The following is a 21324-nucleotide window of genomic DNA, read 5'->3' as shown; positions in this document are numbered from 1 at the left end:
GGTCTCGAATTCGTTTCGGTCCGCAGGATTCGGCGGCGCGACATGGCCGTGGTCGTCGACACGGCGTGGCCCTGATCGGTCCGTGGAGTCGGTGCTGCCCCCGGAATCCGGGCTTGTCGGTTGCGTGATGGTCGGGCGGTGGTTGCTGGGGAGTCACCATGAGAAGGGGTTCGGCAGCCTGCGGGAGTAGGTGTGTCGCGGGCTCGCAGTTATCACGTCGGTCACCTGCACCAGATCTCCGGGGATCTGTGCGCCGAAGTGCCACGGAGTAGGGGCGATCACCGCTTCTGCCCCGGCCGCTTGTACCGCGGTGATCAGCCCGGTGATCGGGGAACGAGTACGGGCGTGGAAGACGATTGTTTTGGTCAGTTCGTAGCCGAGTTGTTTTGCACAGATACGGATCTGTGCCTCGTGCCAGCGCTGCGTCTCGCCGGAGATGTCGCGGCGCAGATAGCCCAGCGCAGTCGGCTTGCCCATCAGGTGCACCCGTCCGTCGAGAATGCGCCGTTGGCCCTGCAGGCCCGGGTAGCGTCGATGACGATCCGGCCGGATGGGCGAAACGCATTGACCGGCGGCGATATCCACGCCCGGAAGCCAGCCGCGGAGTCCGCGGGTCCGGGCAATGCGATCGTCCCACCGTCACGAACTATCGACACGTTCAGCCGGAACATTTCGGCGAACAACGCCACCTCGTCAGGCAGATCCGGTCTCACGACGAAGGTCCACCTGCGCGACCGTGGGTGGGTCAAAATCGGCCCCGCCTCGTAGCCCTGGTCCGACATCCATGCCTCGACGCGCTGTCCGAGCGGTTCGGGCATGGCCACCGCCCACACTCTCCCAGTGCGGACAATGATCCGCCCGATCTGTAGCGGTTCCACGATCGTAGGTAGATCGCATACCAGCCTGTAGTAGTGGCTCCGGGACAATGGCGTGTCCCCATACGCTATGTGGTGCATCCAGACCTCAACTCGTATAGAACGACTCAGGCACGCCCGGTCCCCGGGAATCCCGACCAGTACCGGAGAGTGAGAGCGGAAACGCGATGACGGCCTGCGATTCCAATTTCTGCTAGGCGCACTTCTAGCTGACCATGGGAGCTGCGCCGAGAATACGAATCGGCATCCACAATGCGTCCACAACGGGTCGGATTCAGTTCTGTGGCCGGCTAGATTCAGCGGTATGGACAGTCACGCAACGATTGTCGGTGCGCAGCTTCGAGCCGCCCGTGAGGCCGCTGGAGTATCCTTGGCCGCTCTGGCTACTCAGATCCACTACAGCAAGTCCGTGCTTGCTTACTATGAGACCGGACAGCGAACACCGACGTCGGATGTCGTAGCGTGCTATGAAAAGCGTTTTGGGCTTATCCAAGACGCCATAGCCGCGTTGCTCAACCTTGGGAAGGCTGATGTGGAACGGCGCTCTTTCCTACATGTCGGATACTCCACAGCATTTGCCGCATCTGTCTTGCGTCCAAGCTGGCTCGAGCGGGCGTCTCTCGTGCCGTACAAGGCATCCGGTGTTCGTCATGTAGGGAAGGCCGACGTAGCTGCCGTGCGAGACGTGATGGTCGTGTTTTCGCACATTGATCAGCGACGTGGCGGTGGACATGGGCGGAGTGCTGTTGTCCAGTACCTGACCAACGAGGTAACCAGCTGTCTCAAGGGCTCATTTTCTTGCGAAGCTGTACGACGAGACATGTTCTCAGCGGCAGCTGAACTGGCATACCTAGTCGGTTGGATGGCATTCGACAACGACGAGCACGCCGCTGCCCAACGGTACTTCGCCACCTCGACCCAGCTTGCCGCTGAGGCAGGTGACGCTCCGCTGGCTGGTCACGTACTACGAGCTATGGCACATCAAGCTGTCGATCTCGGGCACCCCGAACAAGGCCTACGAATCGCCGAAGCCTCGATCGACGGAGATCGCTACAAGGTCGCTTGCCCTCGTGAGCGAGCGCTGCTGAAAGTTGTGCACGCCAAGGCATTGAGCGCAGCCGGTCGGACTGCAGAGTCGGCGAAAGCACTTCTTGCGGCCGAACAGGAACTCGCTGCTGCCGCCGACTCCGATCACGAACCTGCTCGGGTGTTCTTCTTCTCGGAAGCGAGTCTTGCCCACGAAACGGCCTGCGCGTTGCGGGATGCGGGCGACCTCATCAGGGCGGCTGACCAATTTCAGTTCAGCGTCGATAAACGCAAAGCCACGGCTTTCACGCGGACTCACGCGGTAACCCTCGGCTATCTCGGCGCTGTGCAAGCCCGCGGCGGTGAACTCGAACAGGCTTGCACTACATGGACCACGGCGCTAGACACCATGGAAGGTATTCAATCGGGGCGCACGAGAAGAGTTGCTCACGATATATACACGACTGTGGCGCCCTATCGGCACATCGCAGGCGTGGGTGAGATCCGTGAACGGGCCGCAGACTATCTGTCCGCCAACAGGAAGTAGAGCGAGGTCGCATGACAGAAGAAGTATTCGAGGTAGTTCCAGTCGCACATGTGGTGGGTGGTCGTTGCGAGCCCACAGACGACCATTGGGGAGGGACTCGGGCGATCATCCGGATAGATGATCGCCGGTTCACCGAAGAGTCCGTGCGGGAATTGGATGCGTTCAGCCACCTCGAGATCGTGTTTCGGTTCCACCTGACCGACCCGAACGACGTGCACTTCGGCGCGCGTAGTGCCCGCGACAACCCCGCATGGCCGAAGGTGGGCATCTTTGGACATCGGAACATGCGACGGATCAACTGGCTCGGGGTATCCCGCACCCGGCTGCTCCGAGTGGAGGGCTTGGACCTGCACGTCGCCGAGCTCGATGCGGTCGACGGCACGCCCGTGTTGGACATCAAACCCTGGTTTGCGGAGTTCGGTCCGCGCGGAGAGGTTCGACAAGCTCCGTGGTCTACCGAGATGCTCGAGGACTACTTCTAGTGGCGCGGCGGGCGATGTTCTCCGGGTGACCATCCGGGGTCGCCCGTGTTCGTCGATCTGATGCTGTGCCGAAAACCGAGGGGAATCCAGTGACGGCGGAAATGACACTGATCGCCGCGTTGACCTCGACCGGGCTCGCCGCATTCAACCTGTTCCTGATCGAAGCGACCCGGCACGGGCGGCCGTACCCATCGTGCTCGCGTTGAGCACACCGCTGATGCAACGACAGTCGCCGCGGACGCGACTCGTGGTGGCCGCAGTCGTGGTCACCGCCGGTGCAGCTGTGTCGGCCGGGCTCGGCCACACGTCCCTGCTGGGGGTGGCGCTGGCGGTGGGAGCGTTGCTGTGCGAGGCCGCGTTCTCGCTGCTGGCGATTCCGCTTCTGCCTCGCTTGGGCGCGGTCCGAGTGTCGGCCTACTCGGCGGTGGCCTCGGTCCCATTGCTCCTGGTGGCCGGACTCCTTGTCCAGGGCAGCGCGAGTCTGCGGGTGCCTACCGCCGGCGAGTCCGTGGCTCTGTTGTACATGGCGACGGTGGTGACCGCGTTCGCGTTCTTCTGCTGGTATTCCTCGCTGCCGCAACTGGGCCCGGAGAAGGCCGGGTTGTTCTCCGGCTTCATTCCGATCGGTGCATTGGCATCGTCGGTGCTGCTCGGTACCGGCCGGCCGGGGCTGGTCGAGGTCCTCGGTATCGCGGTGGTCGTGGCAGGTCTGCTTGTGGGGATGTGAACTCTCCTACGCCGTGCGATTGCTGGACGTCGGTGCCAGCACTGTGGGGTCGAAAACAACCGTCTGGCAGCCGAAGCCGTATGCCCTCGCGCACGGCGAGCACCAACTGCCGGCGGTGGTACGAAACGTGCCTATCGCCGGTCAGGGGAGTAGTTGTTGGGTGAGCACGTCGGCTGCCCAGCTCGCCCAGCGCTCCGGAGGCCAACCGCGTTCCCGTACCAATAGGTGATAGGTCTCGGGGGCCAGTATTGCCAGAGCGATATCCGCCGCCTGGGTGGCGTCGAGTCCAGGCCGCAAAGCGGTCTTCGTGGCCAGCGCCTCGGCGAGGCGCACCTGCACGAGGTGGCGTTGGGCGATGTTGGTCTGCCAGATCTCGGCCAGTTCGGGGTCGATGGCCGCGGCCGAGCGGATGACTTCCAGCAGCGGGCTGACCCGGGCGAATATGGTGGCGGCCGCATCGACTTGCTGGCGAATCTGCTCGGCCGGTGGTGCCGCCACGGCGGCGGCGAACCAGTGGCGGTCCATGGTGGCGACCGGCTCCGTGTCACCGGCGATCTCGACGTCCAGGAGTTCGGACAAGATCGCACGTTTGGTGGCGAAGGTGAAGTAGAGCGTCTGTACGGCCATTCCCGCCTGTTCTGCAATGGCTTTCATCGTGGTAGCGGCGTAGCCACGGGTGGTGAACAGCTCCCGCGCAGCCGTCAACATCTTCGCTCGGTTCGCTGTCGTCTTGGCTGCCCTGATGCCTGTGCCCTTTCCGGTCATGCCGAAGATCCTACTTGACTAGAGCGTTGCTTTAGTGAAATTCTTCGCTGTAGTGACGCTCTAGTGAGTAGGAGAATCGATGACCGCCGAGAGGAACTGCACATGAAACAGCGACTGACCTTGCTGGTGATCACCGTCGTCGAACTGGTGGTCTTCCTGGATACGACAGTGCTGAACGTGGCCCTGCCCAGCATCGGCGCCGATTTGGGGCTGGGGGAATCCGAACTGGGATGGGTGACCAACGCCTACCTGCTGGCCTTCGGCGGATTCATGCTGCTCGGTGGGCGTGCCGCCGATCTGTTGGGGCCGCGCCGAGTGTTCGCCGGCGGGGTGATCCTGTTCACCGCCGCGTCCGCACTGGCCGGCTTCGCCGCGACGCCACTGGTTCTGATGGGTGCGCGCGCCCTGCAAGGGATCGGTGCGGCCGTGGTCATTCCGGCCCAACTCGCGCTGCTGACCGTGACATTCACCGAACCTGCCGCGAAGAACCGAGCTTTCGGCGTCTGGAGCGCAATGGGCGCCGCGGGTGCAGCCATCGGAACGGCAGTCGGTGGGCCACTCACCGATCTATTCGGCTGGCCGTCGATCTTTCTGATCAATCTGCCGGTGGGGTTGCTGGCAGTGATGTTCATCCGAGTGTTGCCAGCAGATCCGCCGCGGTCGAGCGCGGACGGCGCTCGGCTCGACGTACCGGGCGCTGTCACCGGTACGGCGGCGCTGCTGATCATCGGGTACGCGATCGGTGCGCTCGGCGACGAGTCGAATCGTGCCGTCGCAGGCGGGCTGCTCGGTGGCGGGCTCGCGCTGTTGGTGGGCTTCCTGCTCATCGAATCACGGACTTCCACGCCGCTGATGCCGTTGCGGTTGTTCGCTATTCGGCAGGTGAGCGGCTCCGCCGCGGTGAACGCCCTGGTCGGCGCGGCGCACGTGCCCACCTTCGCGTTGCTGGCGCTCTATCTGCAGACCACGCAGGACTACAGCCCGACTCGGTCGGGCCTGGCCGTTCTGCCCGTGGCGGCGGTGAACATCGTCGTTTCTCGTGGCCTGATTCCCTACGCATTGAGTCGACTGGGCGCGTGGCCGGTGCTGGCGGCAGGGCTGGGATTGCAAGCTCTGGCAATGGCGTGGTTCGCCCGGCTGCCGGATCACGGCAACTACCTGATCGACGTGCTGCCCGGTGCGGTACTGCTCGGTATCGGACTGCCCGCGGCCTTTGTCGGCGTCACTGTTCCCGCGGTGACCTCGGTCGACAAGGCGGACGCTGGGATTGCAGCGGGGATCGTCAACACCACGCAGCGAGTCGGGTCCGGCATCGGCGTGACGCTGCTACTGCTAGTGGCCGATGTGGTTACGAACCGCTCCGGAAGCCCGGATGCCTACCGAATCGGTTTGAACACGGCATTCGCCGGCGCGGCTGTACTGGCACTGCTGGGTGCGGTGCTGACCATCGCTCTGTTGCGCTCCCGGTCGACATCGGCCGGATCCGGCCCCGCAGGAGCGTCCACAGCAACACGGAGCGATATGGCCGAAGCCCGGAGAGGACGGTGAACGACATGACGACTGTGCTGGTCTTGGGTGGCTATGGCGCTGTCGGCGCACACCTGATGGTCGAGTTGCATGCCATGGGCGCCAATGCGATTGCTGCCGGACGCGATTCGGCCCGCACCGACCGAATGGTGGACGTGACCGAGCCCGGCCTCGAGTCCTACATCGCCGCGCTGGCGGATGTGGATGTCGTGGTCAACGCGTCGGGTGTGGAAGACCCTCGCCTGGCCGAAATCGCAGGCAGGTGCGGCGCCGCATTCATAGATATCACGGCCACAACGGCATACATCGCCGAGCTGCGTCGGCTGGAGTCGGCAGCCCCGGTGCTCGTCGATGTCGGGCTTGCACCCGGGCTGACGAATCTGCTCGCCGCCGCCGTGTATCGGGTCTCACCCGGACCGATCGACCTGGTGGTGCTGCTCGGTGCGGGAGAGCGCCACGGCGCGGCCGGAACAGCCTGGGCATATCGCTTGCTGGGTGGGCATTTTCCCGATGGTGCACGGGCGATCCGCAACTACACCGAGCCGAAGACTTTCGATCTTCCCGGGCACCGGCGCCGTCGACTGTATCGAGTGGACTTCTCCGATCAGCACTCCCTGCGCCGCGACCTCGAGACGCCGGTCCGCACGTATTTCGGTCTCGACTCCGCGGCGGCGACCACCGCTTTGGCCATCGCGACCTGGCTGCCTGGCGCATCGTCGGTGACCTGGCGGCCACACCTGGCGGGGGCCGACGATTGGCTCGTTCTCGCCTACGGCCACGATGGCACGATTCGGCGGGCACGCGGGCGCGTCCAATCCCGTGCCACGTCCATCGTTGCGGCCACCGCCGCCACGGTCGCTCCGCGTCTACCCGCGGGTGTGCATCATCTGCACCGGGTACTCGACCTCGATGACCTGCCGACCACGCGCGGAATCGACATCGACTGAAGGCTCATGTCGTTGTGGATCGACAGTGGAGGTAATTGACATGACGGCCGTCATACGAAATTGTGCTCCGTATGACGGTCGACATGTCAGGCGCGCCTCCGGACGAGGGACTGCGAGCGCGGCGAAAGCGGGAATCGCTGACCCGTATCCTCGACGCCGGCGCCGCTCGACTGCGGGTGGATGGCCCCGATGGCGGTGCTATCGGCACAGTGATGCGAGACGCGGGACTGACGCACGGGGCCTTCTACGCACACTTCGCCAGCAAAGACGAACTGGCCATCGCGGCCTTCCGACACGCGCTGGCCGGAAGCCGACCGCGCTGGATCGGTACCAAGGCGGATGCGTCCTGGGGTGCCCGCGCGGCCCGCCTCGCCCGTGGCTACCTCAACCGACCCCACCGCGACGATCGTGCCGATTCGTGCGCTTTCTCGGCGGTCGGCTCCGACGCCGCGCGCATGCCTGCCGACTTCCGTGCGGTCTACGAGCAGGAGTTGCGCAAATCGCTCAACGCGATGGGTGGACGCCCCGTGGACGCGACCCAGGAACACGAACTCTACGACGAAGCCATTGCGACCCTGGCCTTGTGTATCGGCGGACTCGTACTGTCTCGAGCAGTGGAATCGGAGTCCTTCTCGTCGCGGATTCTTCGGGTGTGCCGCAATGCCGCGGCGAGAATGGGCGCCGCAGTCGATGAACCGAACGAGGGCGGAGAGGGAGACAAGGCATGAATTATCAGAACTGCCGTTTCGAATTGCGGGACAACGTAGCGTGGATCACGCTGGACCGCCCGGAAAGTCTCAATGCGCTGAATACGACCATGGCGAAAGAGCTTCTCGCCATTGCCAACCGGTGCCTCGTGGACGACTCGATCCGGTCGGTGGTGTTGACCGGGTCCGGCGAGAGAGCGTTCTGCGCCGGAGGTGATGTGCACGCCTTCGCCGAAGACCCAGAGCACATCGAACTGCTCATCACGCAGATAACCACCGATCTGCATGCGGCGATCTCACGCTTCGCATGGATGGACGCACCGGTGATCGCTATGGTCAACGGTGTTGCTGCAGGTGCCGGTTTGAGTTTGACCGCCTGTTGCGACCTCGCGATCGCCGCCGACACCGCACGCTTTTCCAGTGCCTACACCCGGATCGGATTCACCCCTGATGGCAGCTCGACGTATTTCCTGCCACGGTTGATCGGACACCGTCGAGCGGCCGAGCTCTTTCTCACCAACCGTGAGCTCTCGGCGCACGAAGCGCTGGATTGGGGATTGCTGAACCAGGTGGTGGGGCCGGAGCAGCTTCGTGACACCGTCGCTGCCGTGGCCGATCGGCTCGCGCGTGGGTCGGCCCAGGCGCACGGTGGGGTGAAGAGGCTGCTGATGATGTCCTCGACCGACAGTCTGGAATCGCAAATGGAGCGCGAGACACGGCAACTCGTGCATGCCAGCGGAAGCCCTGACGGCCGTGAAGGAGTTCGAGCTTTCGTGCACCATCGCAAACCTGCCTTCAACGGACAGTGATCATAGGAGATCCTCGAATGACCCACAGCACAGCGCCTTTCGCGGAGAAAAAGTTCTCGGACATCCGCGGACAGCGCATGGCCTATATCGATGAGGGGGAGGGCGACGCCATTGTTTTCCAACATGGCAATCCCACATCGTCATATCTGTGGCGCAATGTCATGCCTCACTGTCGTGATCTGGGGCGGCTGGTGGCCTGCGACCTCATCGGTATGGGAGATTCCAGCAAGCTTCTGGAGTCCGGTCCCGACCGGTACACCTTCGCCGAGCACCGGGATCATCTGTTCGATCTGTGGGATTCGCTCGATCTCGGCGACAACGTCGTGCTGGTGCTCCACGACTGGGGGTCGGCTCTGGGGTTCGATTGGGCAAACCAGCACCGCGATCGGATCCGGGGCATCGTCTACATGGAAAGCCTCGTCATGCCGATAACCTGGGATCAGTGGCCGGAGGAAGCGCGCGGCGTGTTCCAGGCCTTCCGATCACCTGTCGGTGACCAGTTGGTGTTGGAGAAGAACATCTTCGTCGAGAACGTCCTTCCCGCGTCGGTGCTTCGACCGATGAGCGATGCCGAGATGGCCGAGTACCGGCGGCCATTCGCGTCGCCGGGTGAGGACCGTCGACCCACCTTGACGTGGCCGCGCCAGCTACCGATAGCGGGCGAGCCGAAAGAGGTTGTCGACGTGGTCGACAGCTACGGAAGCTGGCTGAGCACAAGCGATATCCCGAAGTTGTTCATCAACGCAGAGCCGGGTTCCGTCCTCACCGGAGCGCCACGCGATTTCTGCCGCACCTGGCCCAATCAGCGCGAAATCACCGTGCCCGGATCACATTTCATCCAAGAAGACAGTCCCGACGAGATCGGCGCCGCGATAGCGGAATTCGTCGCAGAAGTGCGCGGCTGAAAGACCCGATCGGGATCGGCGGCGGCCACCGCCGATCCCAGGGCCGCGTATGTCCGGTCAACGGCCAATGCTGTGGTTTCCCGCTTCGACCAGGCCACTTTCGTAGGCGAAGACCACGATCTGAGCGCGGTCGCGCAGGCCGAGCTTGGTGAGGATGCTCGATACGTGGGACTTGACCGTGGCGGCGCCGATGAACAGGTTCGCGGCGATCTCGGCGTTGCTGGCTCCGCGCGCAACGGCGACCACGACGTCGCGTTCCCGGTCGCTGAGCCGTTGGAGGCGACGTGCGACGGTGGTGTCGATACTCAGACGTTGGGCGAATCGGCCGATCAAGCGCCGAGTGATCGAGGGCGCGAACAGCGCTCCGCCATCGGCCACGGTGCGGACGGCCGCGGCCAACTGGTCGGCGGGCATGTCCTTGAGCACGAATGCGCTGGCGCCGGCGCGCAGAGCCCGATAGACGTACTCGTCCGGATCGAAGGTGGTCAGGATGAGCACCCGGACATCCCAATCCGCCTCCGCCATGATGGTGGCGGTGGCCTCGAGGCCATCCATTTCGGGCATCCGGATGTCCATCAGAATCACATCCGGACGATGCCGCTGTGCTGCGTCGATCGCTGCGCGGCCGGTGTCTGCTTCGGCCACCACCTCGATGTCGGGATGCACCCCCAGCACCATGGTGAAACCAGTGCGGACCAGTGCATGATCGTCGACCACGACGACGCGGATGCTCACGCTGGAAAGCCCCTCGCCGCGAGTCGATGCGCCGCGAGACGACGTGCCGCGAGACGATGTGCACAGCTCACTGCGGTGGCCCTCCTGTGGGTAGTTCGGCGCGCACCCGGAAACCGCAGCCCGGCCGCGGCCCCGCATCCAGGCTGCCACCCAACAGTAGGGCCCGTTCGCGCATCCCGATGATCCCATGGCCGGGCACACGTGTGTCGGTGACCGGATCGGTGCGGGTCTCGGAGCCGTCGTCGACTACCTCGATGCAGATGCCCCGACCACATGCGGTGGAGCGCACGTGCACCTCGGTGCGGGTTCGCGGGCCGCTGTGTTTGAGCACATTGGTCAATGCCTCCTGCACGATGCGATAGGCCGACAGTTCGACGCGTGCGGCGAGCGGAGCCACGACCTCGTCGATCGTCACCGAAACCTCGAGGCCGGCCCGACGCACCTCCTGCACCAAGTCGGGCAGGTCCGCCAGACCGGGTTGGGGACCGAGGCCGTCGTGCTCGACACTGTCCCGGTCGAGGTCCGGCCGCAACACTCCCAGCAGGTGGCGCAGTTCGTCCAGTGCTTGGCGGCCCGCGTCCTCGACTGCCGCCATCGCCTGGTGGGCGGCTTCGGGGTCATGGGCGGCCACGACTTTGGCAGCGCCTGCCTGCACCGTCATCATGCTCACTCGATGGGCGACCACATCGTGGAGTTCACGCGCGATCCGGGTACGCTCCTCGGTGCGAATTCGCTGCTCCTCGGCCGCATGTTCGCGGCGCAGTCGTCCAGCGCGTTCGGCGCGCAGCCGTAGGCGTCGGCCGACGTACCACGCCGATTCCATGACGACGACCCCCGCGGCGATCTGTGCGACCGCGGTCCGCGCGAGCAGGCCATCGAGGACGACCACGAGGAGTACTCCTGCGACGGCGACGTAGCTCCATCGCAGGTCTTGCGCGTACCGTCCAGTGCTGTAGAGCGCAACCATCGCTATGGCTCCGAGGGTCGCATGATCGGCGCTCGAGGCCACGATCGCCCAGGCCACAAGGGCCACCACCATGACGCGCCCGGATGAACTGCGCCGCCAGAACAGCGCTGTCGCGGCGACAGCGGACACCACTAGTACGTCGATCGGTACCGAACCGATCGGTCGCAGCGCAATCGCGTCGCCCGGCCGGTCCTCGACCTGCACGACCAGCATGAATGTCACCAACGCCAGGATCGCGTCGCAGATGCGGGGCCAGCGGGCGAACGGACCACGGAATCGCTCCGCGCCCAGCGACCCGGAGAACGGGAGTGTGGTGCGGCCGGTCATCGCCCCGAGACCGGAGCGTTCGTGCCGCGAGACGAATCGATGCGCATCAGGCAAAGGTAGGTCAACCGGGCCGGGCAGTCATCACACCCCGTGCGGATACCTCCTCCGCCGTCTGGGGGATCGACGCCGCGTCGCAGCCCGACCCGCGGGGGACAGCGAATGCTCGCGCGGCGGGCGATACGGACGGTCGGCGCAGCAACGATGGATTGTGCCGAGCAACCGCCCCCGAACAGGACGGGCGATGACGCATCCGAAAGGTGAGCAGCCCATGAAAGCGATCGTTCAGGCCGAATACGGCGCACCGGCAGAGGTTTTGCAGCTTCGTGACATCGACCTACCCACGCCGGAGGCCGACTCGGTGGTGGTCCGGGTGCACGCGACCTCGGTGAACCCTGCCGACTGGCACGTGATCAGAGGCGTTCCCCACATTGCCCGCTTGCAGGTAGGGCTGCGGCGACCGAACTACACGGTGCCCGGTTGTGACGTGGCCGGGCAGGTGGAATCGGTGGGTGCCGATGTCACCGGGTTTCGGCCCGGAGACGAGGTTTTCGGTAGTCCATTCCTCCGCGGTTTCGGCGCCTTCGCCGAGTATGTCTCCATTCCGGCGGATCGGTTGGCGCACAAGCCCGCAAATCTTTCGTTCGAGCAGGCCGCGACCGTGCCCCTGGCGGCGAGCACAGCTCTGCAGGGACTGCGCGATCATGCCGGGGTCGATGTGGGCACGAGCGTACTGATCGTCGGTGCGGCGGGCGGCGTCGGCACATTCGCGGTGCAGCTCGCCAAACAGTGGGGCGCCGAGGTGACCGGGGTATGTGGCACGGGCAATGTCGAGCTGGTTCGATCCCTCGGCGCGGACCACGTCATCGACTACACCCGAGTGGATTTCACTCGCGGCGAGCACCGCTACGATGCGGTGTTCCAGGTGTCGGGAACGCATTCCGCATCGGATTACCTGCGGATACTTGCTCCTGACGGCACACTGGTGCTGGCCGGCGGTGACTCGGACAACCGCTGGATCGGACCGATGGGCCGTCTGCTGACCGCAAGACTGATGTCTTCGTTCGTGAGCCAACGCCTCACGAGCTTCACCGTCGCGCCGAATGCGGAGGATCTGGTGGTGCTGCGGGAGGCTATCGAAGCGGGCGCAGTGAACCCAGTGATCGATCGTAGTTACCTGTTCGACGAACTGCCCGCGGCCATAGGCTATCTGGAGCGAGGGCATGCCCGCGGCAAGATCGTAGTCGCGGTGAAGTAATCCTAATGGCGGGCAGTGCGCCCGCCGCAGGGAGCTGGACGGTCAGTACGCCCGACCGAACAGGACGCGCTTGTCGTACGCCGATCGATTGCCGCACCGTATGCAGGCGCCGGCCTCGGCATGCCCGTCGAGGGGAATGCAGCGCGGTGTGGCCGCCGTTTCCGCTTTGATCTGGTTCTCGCACTCTGGATCACCGCAATGCAGTACGAGCGCCCAGCCCGTTGCGACAGCGGCAGTGAATGCCTCCCACGAGTCCACGGTGACGGTGTGGCTGTCGCGGAACTGGGTTGCTCGTTCCAACAGCAAGTCGTGGTAGTCGTCCAACAGGCCCGGAATCTTTTCCGGCGCAGTCTGCAACGAGATCGGCTGCTTGCCTTCTTCACCGAGGCGCTTGACCAGAACAGCGGTCCCGGCTTCCAGGTCGCGTGGCCCGAGTTCGAGTCGCAGCGGGACACCGCGCTGCTCCCACTCGTTGTACTTCCATCCAGGAGTCAGCTGGGGACGAGCATCGACATGGACCCGGACGCCTGCCGCCTTCAGGCGGGAGGCGAGTTCGTGTGCCGCATCGTGGACTCGAGCGGCCTTGTCACCACGGGCGATCGGCACGATCACGACCTGGTGTGGGGCCAATCGCGGCGGCAACACCAGACCGCGGTCGTCGCCATGGGCCATGACGATCCCGCCGAGCATCCGCGTGCTCATTCCCCACGACGTCGTGTGGGTGTATGCCTCGCGCTCCTCGGAGGTGGTGTAGCGGATGTCGAACGCGCGCGCGAAGTTCTCGCCCATGTAGTGAGATGTTCCCGCCTGCAGCGCTTTCCCATCGCGCATCATCGCTTCGATGGTGAAGGTCTGCACCGCGCCGGCAAAGCGCTCACCGGGTGTCTTTTCTCCGGGCACCACCGGGATCGCGGCCATGTCGCGAGCGAAGTCGGTGTAGAACCCGAGTGCGAGCATGGTCTCGCGCACCGCGTCGGCCTCGTCGACGTGAGCGGTATGGCCTTCCTGCCACAAGAATTCGGTGGTGCGCAGCAGCATCCTCGGACGCAGCTCCCACCGCACGACATTGGCCCACTGGTTGAGCAGGAGCGGAAGATCGCGGTGCGAGCTGATCCATTTGGCCATCATCTCGCCGATGACCGTCTCCGATGTGGGCCGCACGACCAGCGGCTCGTCGAGGTCCTTGCCACCGGCGTGGGTGACGACCGCCAGTTCGGGCGAGAACCCTTCGACATGGTCGGCTTCCCGTTCGAGGTAGTTCTCCGGGATCAGCAACGGGAAGTAGGCGTTCTCGTGGCCGGTCTCCTTGATCCGGCGATCCAGGTCGGCTTGGAGCAACTCCCAGATTCGGTACCCGTAGGGGCGAAGAACCATCGTCCCCTTGGCAGGCCCACGGTCGACCAGTCCTGCCTTGGCCACGACCTCGTTGTACCAGGCGGAGAAGTCCTCGTCCTGGGAGGTCAAGCCTTGCTCGTTGCGTCCCATGGCCGGGCAGTTTACCCACGCAGGCGCCGGTCGCGAACATCCGCCCGGCGTCCGGTTCGCCGAGGTGGCAGGCGCCCGACATCGGGAGCCGACGTCGCCCACCTCGGTTGCGCAATCAGCGCGACTTCTCGCCGTACACGTAGTCTCGGTGTGGTTTGGCATGGTCGAGAGAAGGGCGTCACGTGCAGGAAGAAGTGGAAAGCACACGGGGTCCGGCATGCTCGAGTTGAGTGGCATCCTCGGTGTTGCACTGGTGTCCCTGGGAATGGTGCTCACCCCCGGACCGAATATGATGTACCTCGTCTCCCGCAGTATCACCCAGGGACGGCGGGCCGGAATCGTTTCCCTCGGTGGGGTCGCTGTCGGGTTCTTGGTGTATCTGCTGCTGGCAAATCTCGGGCTGTCGGTCGTCTTCACCGCAGTGCCGCAGGTGTACTTCGCCATCAAAGTGCTCGGCGCATGTTATCTGGCCTATCTCGCGTGGAATGCCGTGAAACCCGGAGGCATGTCCGTATTCGCTCCGCAGAGCACGGCGCACGATTCTGCGCGCAAGCTGTTCACGATGGGCCTTATGACGAATCTGCTCAATCCGAAGATCGCGGTCATGTATCTGTCGCTCATTCCGCAGTTCATCGATCTGGAAGCCGGGCATGTGCTGGTCCAAGGCTTTCTGCTCGGCTCGATTCAGATCGCGGTGAGTGTCGTTGTCAACCTGACCATCGTGTTCGCGGCTGGGGCCATTGCCGTCTTCTTGTCTCGTCGTCCCGCCTGGCTGAAAGTGCAGCGCTACGTGATGGGGGCGGTGTTGGGTGGGTTGGCCGTTTCACTGGCCACCGATACCTCGAAGCCGGCCAAGGCCGGCTGATCTAGCCCGACGACCAGCGTGGTCCTTCGATGAGCGTGTCGGTGACCCATCGTGCGATGCCGGCGGGGTACGGCGCCGGCAGTCCGAGGACGATATGGCCGAAGCCGGCGGCGATCGCCGTGGCGATCGCATCCCGGGTGGTGCTGGGTTCGGTGTAGGAGACCGGCAGGTGAATCGAGCGCACGATGGAGGCGGGATCGCGACCGATGTCCGTGCAGTAGCGGTCGAGCAATGCGCTACGACGCACGGCGTCGTCGATGTCGCCTCCAGGGATGTTCCATAGATCGGCATGCTCGGCGGCGACACGCAGCGTCGGAGCCGAACCTCCGCCGATCATGATCGGCGGATGGGGGCGTTGGACGGGTTTGGGGTTACCGAAGGCACCGGTGAGCTGGGTGTAGGCGCCATGGAAGTCGAACGGTTCGGTCTCGGTCCACAAACGCCTGATCAGTGTGCACGCTTCGGCGAAGCTACCCATGGCGTGGGCCGGGTCGTGGAACGGCAGGCCGTGTGCTTCGTATTCGCGCTTGGCCAGCGGGTGCCCGGGGCGTGATCCCACGCCGATGCCGAAGTCCAGCCGGCCGCCGGAGATGATGTCCACGTTCGCAGCGATCTTGGCCAGCACGGCGGGCGGGCGGAAGCGATTGCTGGTCACGAGCAGGCCCAGGCGCACCCGTCGAGTGTGCGCGGCGAGGGCCGAGAGTAGTGTCCAGCCCTCGTGGGTCGGCCCGTCCGGGTCGCCGGCGATCGGCATGAGGTGGTCGAAGAGCCACGCGTGTTCGATCTCCGGTATGCCGTCCGCTTCGCGCCAGACCCGCAGGATGTCGTGGTAGTCGACCTGCATTGGTGCGGTCATGATCCCGAAGCTCGGCCGAGGTGTGTGCGTCACGAGTCGGCTCGTCCTTTCGGCGGTCGAGCTGTCAGCGGCGCCGCTGGGACGCGTCGAGCAGGGCGGGTGGTGTGTCGTGCTTCTCGTGCGGAGCGAGGTCGACACCGGGAGCGACGATCGCATCGATGGCGTCGAGCACGTCGGCAGATAGCACGGTGTCCGCGGCAGCGAGCTGCGGGCGCAGGTGATCCATGGTGCGGGGACCGATGATCGCGCTGGTCACGGCGCGGTGCGCGGTGACGAAACCGAGCGCGAGCTGGATCAAGGTCATGCCCGACTCATCGGCGAGCGCGGCCAATCGTTCGACCGCTGCCATCTTGGCCCGATTGGAGGCAATCGTGGTGTCGAAGCGGTCGGGCATGAAGGTCGAACGGTTGGTCGTGATCGCACGGCCCTCCCGGATTGCGCCCGACAGCCAGCCCGAGGCCAGCGGGCTCCACGCGAGCACACCGAGTCCGTACTCCTCGGCCACGGGGAGCACGTGCGCCTCGACGGCACGCTGCAGGATCGAGTAGTTGGGCTGCTCGGTGACGTAGCGGCTCAGGTGGTACTTCCGGGCCGCCCACTGGGCTTGCACGATCCGGTACGCCGGGAAGGTCGAGGACCCGAAGTAGCGGATCTTTCCCGCGCGCTGCAGGTCGGTCAACGCCGACAGCGTCTCTTCGTCGCTGGTGCGCGGATCCCATCGGTGGATCTGGTAGACATCGACATGGTCGACGCCCAGCCGGCGCAGGCTGTTGTCCAAAGCGGTGACCAACCAGCGCCGGGAACCGCCCCGGTGATTGCGTTCGTCGCCCATCGGCATGCTCGCCTTCGTGGCCAGCACGATGTCGTCGCGGCGTGTGGCGATCGCCTTGCCGACCATATGCTCCGATTCCCCATGGCCGTACCAGTCGGCGGTGTCTATCAGGTTGATCCCCCCGTCCAACGCGGAATCCACCAGGGCGGTGGCCTCGTCTTGGGTGGTGTGTCCCAAGCTGCCGAAGTTCATCGCGCCGAGCGCGAGGGTGCTGACCTGCACGCCAGTACGGCCGAAGGTGCGGTACTGCATGAGCTGTTTCTCCTTGACGAGTGCGGCGAGTCGGATCGGTGTCGGTCCGACTGGTCTGACTTCCTGACCAAGCGGAGCTATGTTCCGACAAAGTATATACGGAGCGCTGCTCCATTTTGCAAGTGGTCGTGACCCTCGTTTTGGCTGCCGGACCGAGGTTTTCGTGCTTGGAAGCTAGGTGGTTGCGGTATCCCTGTCAGAAGGGTGCGAGCAGGACATCGTCGACCAATCGCAAGAACTCGCGATCGATGGCTGCAGGATCCTCGGCAGTGAAGTAGCGCATGACGAATCCTTGCAGTGCGGTGAGACCGACGACCGAACGCGTCGCGGCGATGTCGGGCGGCATGCCGACAGCCAGCAGACGCGCTTCGAAATTGTGAATCAACTGCGAAAGGGTTTGCGCGGTGTATGCAGCGTACGGGCTGTCTTGTGCGCAGGCTGCGCCGAAGACCTGTTCCAGGATGCGCACACCGACGCGCCGCTCTCCTCGGGTGATCGATTCCCAGTCGGCCAGTATGTAGGCACGCAGGTCTGCCAGCGAGGTGGAGATTTCGGGGTCCGGAACGAATTGGCGCTGCTCGTGGGCAAGGATGTCGAGGATCAGTTGCTCCTGGGACCCGAAATAGTAGATCAGCATTCGCGCACTGGTGCCGACCTGTGCGGCCAGTGATCGCAGCGACGTGTCGACAACGCCCGTCCCAGAAAGGACCTCGGATGCCTGCCTGAGCAGTGCAGCACGCTTCTGCGAGTCGGTCCGGCTTGTCACGGTTTGACTGTAACAAGTGTTTCAACTAGATCTTTGATCCGTGACGGGGACACGGTATCGCTCAGCGATACGACGAGCGGGTACGCAGAACTGCCAACCAGCCATCGGGAAGGCTCGGCCGTGACCGTAACTCAGAGCAGGGAACGCCTACCGAACGCGGTTCGAACGCAGGTGGCAACAGACTCTGGTCGGTGGTGGCGCCGAATTGCCTTCGCTGCAGGTGTGATCGGCGCTCTGTTGGCTGTGGCGGTGCCATTTCTTCCGGTGCATCAAGAGCAAGCGTCGTTCTCGTGGCCGCAGGCCGAGCAGGCGAGCAACGTCACAGCGCCACTGGTGTCGTATTCGCCGACGAAACTGACAGTCGATGTCCCGTGTGCCGCAACGACAGACCTCGGTCGGTCCGGTGGCACCGTGGTGTCGACCGTGCCGCCGCAGTCCGGGAAGGCCTCGCAATACGGGCTGAATGTGGTGGTCCGGTCGGAACAAGGCGTCGATCGACTGCAGGTGGTGCTGCGTGATCGGACCCTGCTCGATACACCGGTGGCTGGTTTGCCGCTGGGCTGTCGGGTGGCGATCGTGTCCGATAGCACCCGCACCAGCGTAAACGTCGGAATCGGCGAGACTGTGACGGTTCAGGGAGATGTCCGGCCGCAGTTGGTCGGGCTCTTCACGGATCTACTCGATCCGGCTGCGGCGGGCGTGCGCGTCGACGTGGAGGTCGATTCACGGTTCACGACCTCACCCACGGTCTGGAAGTTGGTCGCGATCTTCGCAGCCCTGATCGCCACGGTACTGGCGTTGTGGGCGTTGCATCGGCTCGATTGCCTCGACGGTCGCCGCAACCGGGTGCTTCCCAGCCGCTGGTGGAAGCCCCGGCTGGTGGACAGCGTGATCATCGGGACTCTGGTGTTGTGGTACTTCATCGGCGCGGGCACCGCCGATGACGGCTATATCCTCGGAATGGCTCGAACCGCCGGGCACGCAGGCTATCTGGCCAACTACTTCGCGTATTTCGGCGTGCCCGAGACGCCGATCGGCATCCCGTACGACTACCTGTTCGGCATGCTGGCACAGATTTCGACCGCGAGTATCGTGGTCCGACTGCCGGAATTGATCATCGCTGTGGTGTGCTGGCTGCTGATCAGCCGTGAGGTGGTACCGCGGCTGGGTATTGCGGCTCGAACCGAGCGGGCAGCGATCTGGGCGGGCGGCCTGCTGTTCTTGGCCTTCTGGTTGCCCTACAACAACGGTCTGCGCCCCGAGCCCGCTGTGGCGCTGGGGGTATTGCTGACCTGGGTGTCGATGGAACGTGCGCTGGCAACCAAGCGGTTGGCACCGGCCGCGGTGGCGCTGATCCCGGCTGCTCTGGCAATCGTCACCAATCCTGCCGGATTGATCTGTTTCGCGGCGCTGTTGGCCGGTGCACGCCCACTGGTGCAGATCATCGTCGACCGGGCCCGCAGCTACGGCTACCCGGCTCTGGCCGCGCCTGCCCTGGCATCGGGTCTGGTCGTGCTGACGATCGTATTCGTGGGTCAGCCGATTTCCGCCGTCGCCACGATGTATCGGGCGCACAAGGTCGTCGGCCCGAATATGCCATGGTACGACGAATACCTGGTATATCAGAATCTGTTCCAGCCGATGCCGGACGGTTCGTTGGCACGACGATTCGCCATGTTGACGCTGTTGCTGGCCATTGGTGTCGCGGTGCTGGCGTTGATGCGCCGCGGTGGCCGAATCCCGGGCCTGGCTGTGGGGCCGACCCGGCGGATCGTGGGCACGACGATCGCCGCAATTGTGCTGATGACCTTCTCTCCCACGAAATTCACCCATCACCTCGGTGTTTTCGCCGGACTCGCCGGTGCGGTGGCCGTGGTCGCCGCGGTCGTGGTCGGCCCTCGGGTGATTCGATCGTCACGCAACCGCGCGCTGTTCGCCGCCGCTGTACTCGCGGTACTGGCCATGTCGTTCGCCAGCTCCAACAGTTGGTGGTACGTAGCCAGCTACAAGATCCCCTGGTGGGACAAACCGGTTTCGATTCACGGAATCTCCATCGGCACAGTTTTTCTCGCATTCTCGCTACTCACCGTTGCTGTGGCAGGGTGGCAACACATCCGTGAACCGTTCCGCCGCGAACGACGACCGGCCCGCAGACGGCTGCCGATGCTCACCGTGGCCATCGCCCTGGTGGTGCTGTTCGAAGTGGTCTCGTTCGTGAAGGCTGCGATCAGCCAATACCCGGCCTACTCGATAGCGAAGTCGAACCTGGCCGCGCTCGGTGGGCAACCCTGCGCACTGGCGAACGACGTGCTCGTGGAGACGGACCCGAATGCCGGTGTCCTCGAGCCACTTTCTGGCGATCCCGCCACGGCGCTCGGCGCTGGAACCAATGACGGATTCACCGCCGATGGGTTGAATCTGGTCGACCTGATCCCCGATGCGTCGAACGCGGCGGCCGCCTCGGTCGGACAATCGCTGGGCAGCAGCGGCACGACCACCAAGACGGAGACCGATAGTCGTTCGGGTCTCGACGACACGGCCCGAACGGGTATCAACGGCAGTGCCATCCCGCTTCCCTTCGATCTTGATCCGGCAACCACACCGGTGCTCGGCAGCTACGGCAATCCCGGCACCCAGAAGGGCTTGGTCTCCGGGTGGTACCGATTGCCCGATCCACAGACCCACACTCGCGGCGAGATCATCGCCATCGCAGCCGCCGGCCGCATTGCCTCGACCGACCTCGACGACATGCCGGTGCCGGGCCAAAGCGTCCAGATCGAATTCGGTGTCGTGGGAGAGGACGCCGTGCGATCCCTGGGACGGATAACACCCGACGACGTCAACGTGCTCCAACCTTCCTGGAGAAATCTGCGAGTACCGTTGAACCGATTGCCGATCCAGGCTGATGCCGTCCGTATCGTCGCTTCGGTCGACAGCGCCGATACTCGGCAATGGGTGGCGGTGACTCCACCACGTGTGCCACGGCTGCAGACCCTCGGTTCGCTGGTCGGCAACTCCACACCGGTGCTTCTCGATTGGCTTGTCGGCCTGCAGTTCCCGTGCCAACAGCCGATGCGGCATCGCGCCGGGGTGGCCGAGGTGCCCGAATACCGCATCACTCCCGGGTTCGCTGCCACGATTATGACCAGCAACTGGCAGAGCCACACTTCGGGTGGGCCGCTCGGCTACACCGATCTGCTGACCCGAGCCGAGGTCATGCCTTCCTATCTGCGTGACGACTGGAGGCGCGACTGGGGTCGGATCCAGAAACTGGTGCCGTACTACCCGACGGCCGATGCGGCGCGGTTGGACATCACAGACGTCGAGCGCTCCGGACTGTGGAGTCCAGGACCGATGAACTTCGCGATCAGATAGGAGCGCGTGATCGGGACCGCGAACAGCGTTGGGCGCGAAACTGAGCACAGGCGCTCGAACTTCATCATCTCTGTTGCGGCGCAGATGTGCGCATCTGCTTCGGTTTTGTTCCTCTCTGGGTGGTGCTGAGAAGGTAGAAGAGGCGGTGCAACGAGAATCCGGGTAGGTACGCGCCCGCGAGGGCTCCTCCGATGCGGCCCAGGGTGAGTGGGTCGCGGTAAGCCAAATGGCTGAATCCCATTTCGGGGAGAAGTTTGTCGGCTACCCATTGTTCCGACAGGGCGGTGATGCT

Annotated in this window: 20 protein-coding genes; 11 read left to right on the top strand and 9 right to left on the bottom strand. The window is 64.4% G+C overall.

Annotation, left to right across the window (positions count from 1 at the left end; translation table 11 throughout):
- Positions 1-153 precede the first annotated feature (153 nt).
- Positions 154-477, bottom strand: coding sequence for a hypothetical protein (locus tag K940_RS0113355; RefSeq protein WP_036528483.1), 324 nt, complete (start codon positions 475-477; stop codon positions 154-156).
- On the bottom strand, positions 477-878 hold the full coding sequence (locus K940_RS0113350) for a DNA-directed RNA polymerase subunit beta (RefSeq protein WP_231390360.1): 402 nt from the start codon (positions 876-878) through the stop codon (positions 477-479). The genes K940_RS0113355 and K940_RS0113350 overlap by 1 nt, the downstream gene beginning before the upstream one ends.
- A 301-nt stretch (positions 879-1179) precedes the next feature.
- Between K940_RS0113350 and K940_RS31595 the strand changes: the two genes are divergently transcribed.
- The 3 genes from K940_RS31595 to K940_RS28185 all read left to right on the top strand — a co-directional run bounded on the left by K940_RS31595 (position 1180) and on the right by K940_RS28185 (position 3657).
- The gene (locus tag K940_RS31595; RefSeq protein WP_081706338.1) at positions 1180-2448 is read left to right on the top strand and encodes a helix-turn-helix domain-containing protein; all 1269 of its coding nucleotides are present in this window, start codon (positions 1180-1182) and stop codon (positions 2446-2448) included.
- An 11-nt stretch (positions 2449-2459) separates the two neighbouring features.
- Positions 2460-2930: an SAM-dependent methyltransferase gene (locus K940_RS0113340; protein WP_028477963.1), complete on the top strand. Its 471-nt coding sequence runs from the start codon at positions 2460-2462 to the stop codon at positions 2928-2930.
- 202 nt (positions 2931-3132) lie between these two features.
- Complete coding sequence (locus K940_RS28185; protein WP_155980851.1) at positions 3133-3657, top strand: DMT family transporter; 525 nt, start codon at positions 3133-3135, stop codon at positions 3655-3657.
- Positions 3658-3798: 141 nt separating this feature from the next.
- On the opposite strand, the gene K940_RS0113330 is transcribed toward K940_RS28185, so the two are convergent.
- Complete coding sequence (locus tag K940_RS0113330) at positions 3799-4422, bottom strand: TetR/AcrR family transcriptional regulator (RefSeq protein WP_036528481.1); 624 nt, start codon at positions 4420-4422, stop codon at positions 3799-3801.
- Positions 4423-4524: 102 nt separating this feature from the next.
- Between K940_RS0113330 and K940_RS28180 the strand changes: the two genes are divergently transcribed.
- The 5 genes from K940_RS28180 to K940_RS0113305 all read left to right on the top strand — a co-directional run bounded on the left by K940_RS28180 (position 4525) and on the right by K940_RS0113305 (position 9317).
- Positions 4525-5970, top strand: a complete 1446-nt coding sequence (locus K940_RS28180) for an MFS transporter (RefSeq protein WP_081706337.1) — start codon at positions 4525-4527, stop codon at positions 5968-5970.
- Between the two features lie 5 nt (positions 5971-5975).
- A complete protein-coding gene (locus K940_RS0113320) occupies positions 5976-6896 on the top strand; it encodes a hypothetical protein (RefSeq protein WP_028477961.1) in 921 nt (306 codons plus the stop codon).
- A gap of 71 nt (positions 6897-6967) precedes the next feature.
- Positions 6968-7624, top strand: a complete 657-nt coding sequence (locus K940_RS0113315) for a TetR/AcrR family transcriptional regulator (RefSeq protein ID WP_028477960.1) — start codon at positions 6968-6970, stop codon at positions 7622-7624.
- Positions 7621-8412 (top strand): enoyl-CoA hydratase/isomerase family protein, encoded by a 792-nt coding sequence (locus tag K940_RS0113310; protein ID WP_028477959.1) that lies wholly within the window; start codon positions 7621-7623, stop codon positions 8410-8412. The genes K940_RS0113315 and K940_RS0113310 overlap by 4 nt, the downstream gene beginning before the upstream one ends.
- A gap of 17 nt (positions 8413-8429) precedes the next feature.
- Entirely contained in the window at positions 8430-9317 is an 888-nt protein-coding gene (locus tag K940_RS0113305; RefSeq protein WP_028477958.1) for a haloalkane dehalogenase, read from the top strand.
- A gap of 57 nt (positions 9318-9374) precedes the next feature.
- On the opposite strand, the gene K940_RS0113300 is transcribed toward K940_RS0113305, so the two are convergent.
- Positions 9375-10052 (bottom strand): response regulator transcription factor, encoded by a 678-nt coding sequence (locus tag K940_RS0113300; RefSeq protein ID WP_028477957.1) that lies wholly within the window; start codon positions 10050-10052, stop codon positions 9375-9377.
- Positions 10053-10119: 67 nt separating this feature from the next.
- The gene (locus K940_RS0113295; protein WP_028477956.1) at positions 10120-11346 is read right to left on the bottom strand and encodes a sensor histidine kinase; all 1227 of its coding nucleotides are present in this window, start codon (positions 11344-11346) and stop codon (positions 10120-10122) included.
- A 268-nt stretch (positions 11347-11614) separates the two neighbouring features.
- Between K940_RS0113295 and K940_RS0113290 the strand changes: the two genes are divergently transcribed.
- Positions 11615-12601, top strand: a complete 987-nt coding sequence (locus K940_RS0113290; RefSeq protein ID WP_155980853.1) for an NAD(P)-dependent alcohol dehydrogenase — start codon at positions 11615-11617, stop codon at positions 12599-12601.
- Positions 12602-12643: 42 nt separating this feature from the next.
- Here the strand turns inward: K940_RS0113290 and proS are convergent, their stop codons facing one another.
- Positions 12644-14086 carry a proline--tRNA ligase gene (proS, locus tag K940_RS0113285; protein ID WP_028477954.1) on the bottom strand — a complete coding sequence of 481 codons (1443 nt, stop codon included), beginning with the start codon at positions 14084-14086 and terminating at the stop codon, positions 12644-12646.
- A 217-nt stretch (positions 14087-14303) separates the two neighbouring features.
- Here proS and K940_RS0113280 point away from each other — a divergent pair, with 217 nt between their 5' ends.
- The gene (locus K940_RS0113280) at positions 14304-14951 is read left to right on the top strand and encodes a LysE family translocator (protein WP_028477953.1); all 648 of its coding nucleotides are present in this window, start codon (positions 14304-14306) and stop codon (positions 14949-14951) included.
- A gap of 1 nt (position 14952) precedes the next feature.
- Here the strand turns inward: K940_RS0113280 and K940_RS0113275 are convergent, their stop codons facing one another.
- The 3 genes from K940_RS0113275 to K940_RS28175 all read right to left on the bottom strand — a co-directional run bounded on the left by K940_RS0113275 (position 14953) and on the right by K940_RS28175 (position 17657).
- Positions 14953-15807, bottom strand: coding sequence for an LLM class flavin-dependent oxidoreductase (locus K940_RS0113275; RefSeq protein ID WP_036528528.1), 855 nt, complete (start codon positions 15805-15807; stop codon positions 14953-14955).
- A 64-nt stretch (positions 15808-15871) separates the two neighbouring features.
- Positions 15872-16891, bottom strand: coding sequence for an aldo/keto reductase (locus K940_RS0113270; protein ID WP_028477951.1), 1020 nt, complete (start codon positions 16889-16891; stop codon positions 15872-15874).
- A 196-nt stretch (positions 16892-17087) separates the two neighbouring features.
- Positions 17088-17657 (bottom strand): TetR/AcrR family transcriptional regulator, encoded by a 570-nt coding sequence (locus K940_RS28175; protein WP_051407154.1) that lies wholly within the window; start codon positions 17655-17657, stop codon positions 17088-17090.
- Positions 17658-17828: 171 nt separating this feature from the next.
- Between K940_RS28175 and K940_RS28170 the strand changes: the two genes are divergently transcribed.
- Positions 17829-21032, top strand: coding sequence for an arabinosyltransferase domain-containing protein (locus K940_RS28170; protein WP_036528478.1), 3204 nt, complete (start codon positions 17829-17831; stop codon positions 21030-21032).
- Positions 21033-21324 lie beyond the last annotated feature (292 nt).

This window comes from Nocardia sp. CNY236 (genome assembly GCF_000482385.1).
GTDB lineage: Bacteria > Actinomycetota > Actinomycetes > Mycobacteriales > Mycobacteriaceae > Nocardia.
The sequence above is the reverse complement of the archived record's forward strand: the minus strand, read 5'-3'. Positions and strand labels throughout refer to the sequence as shown.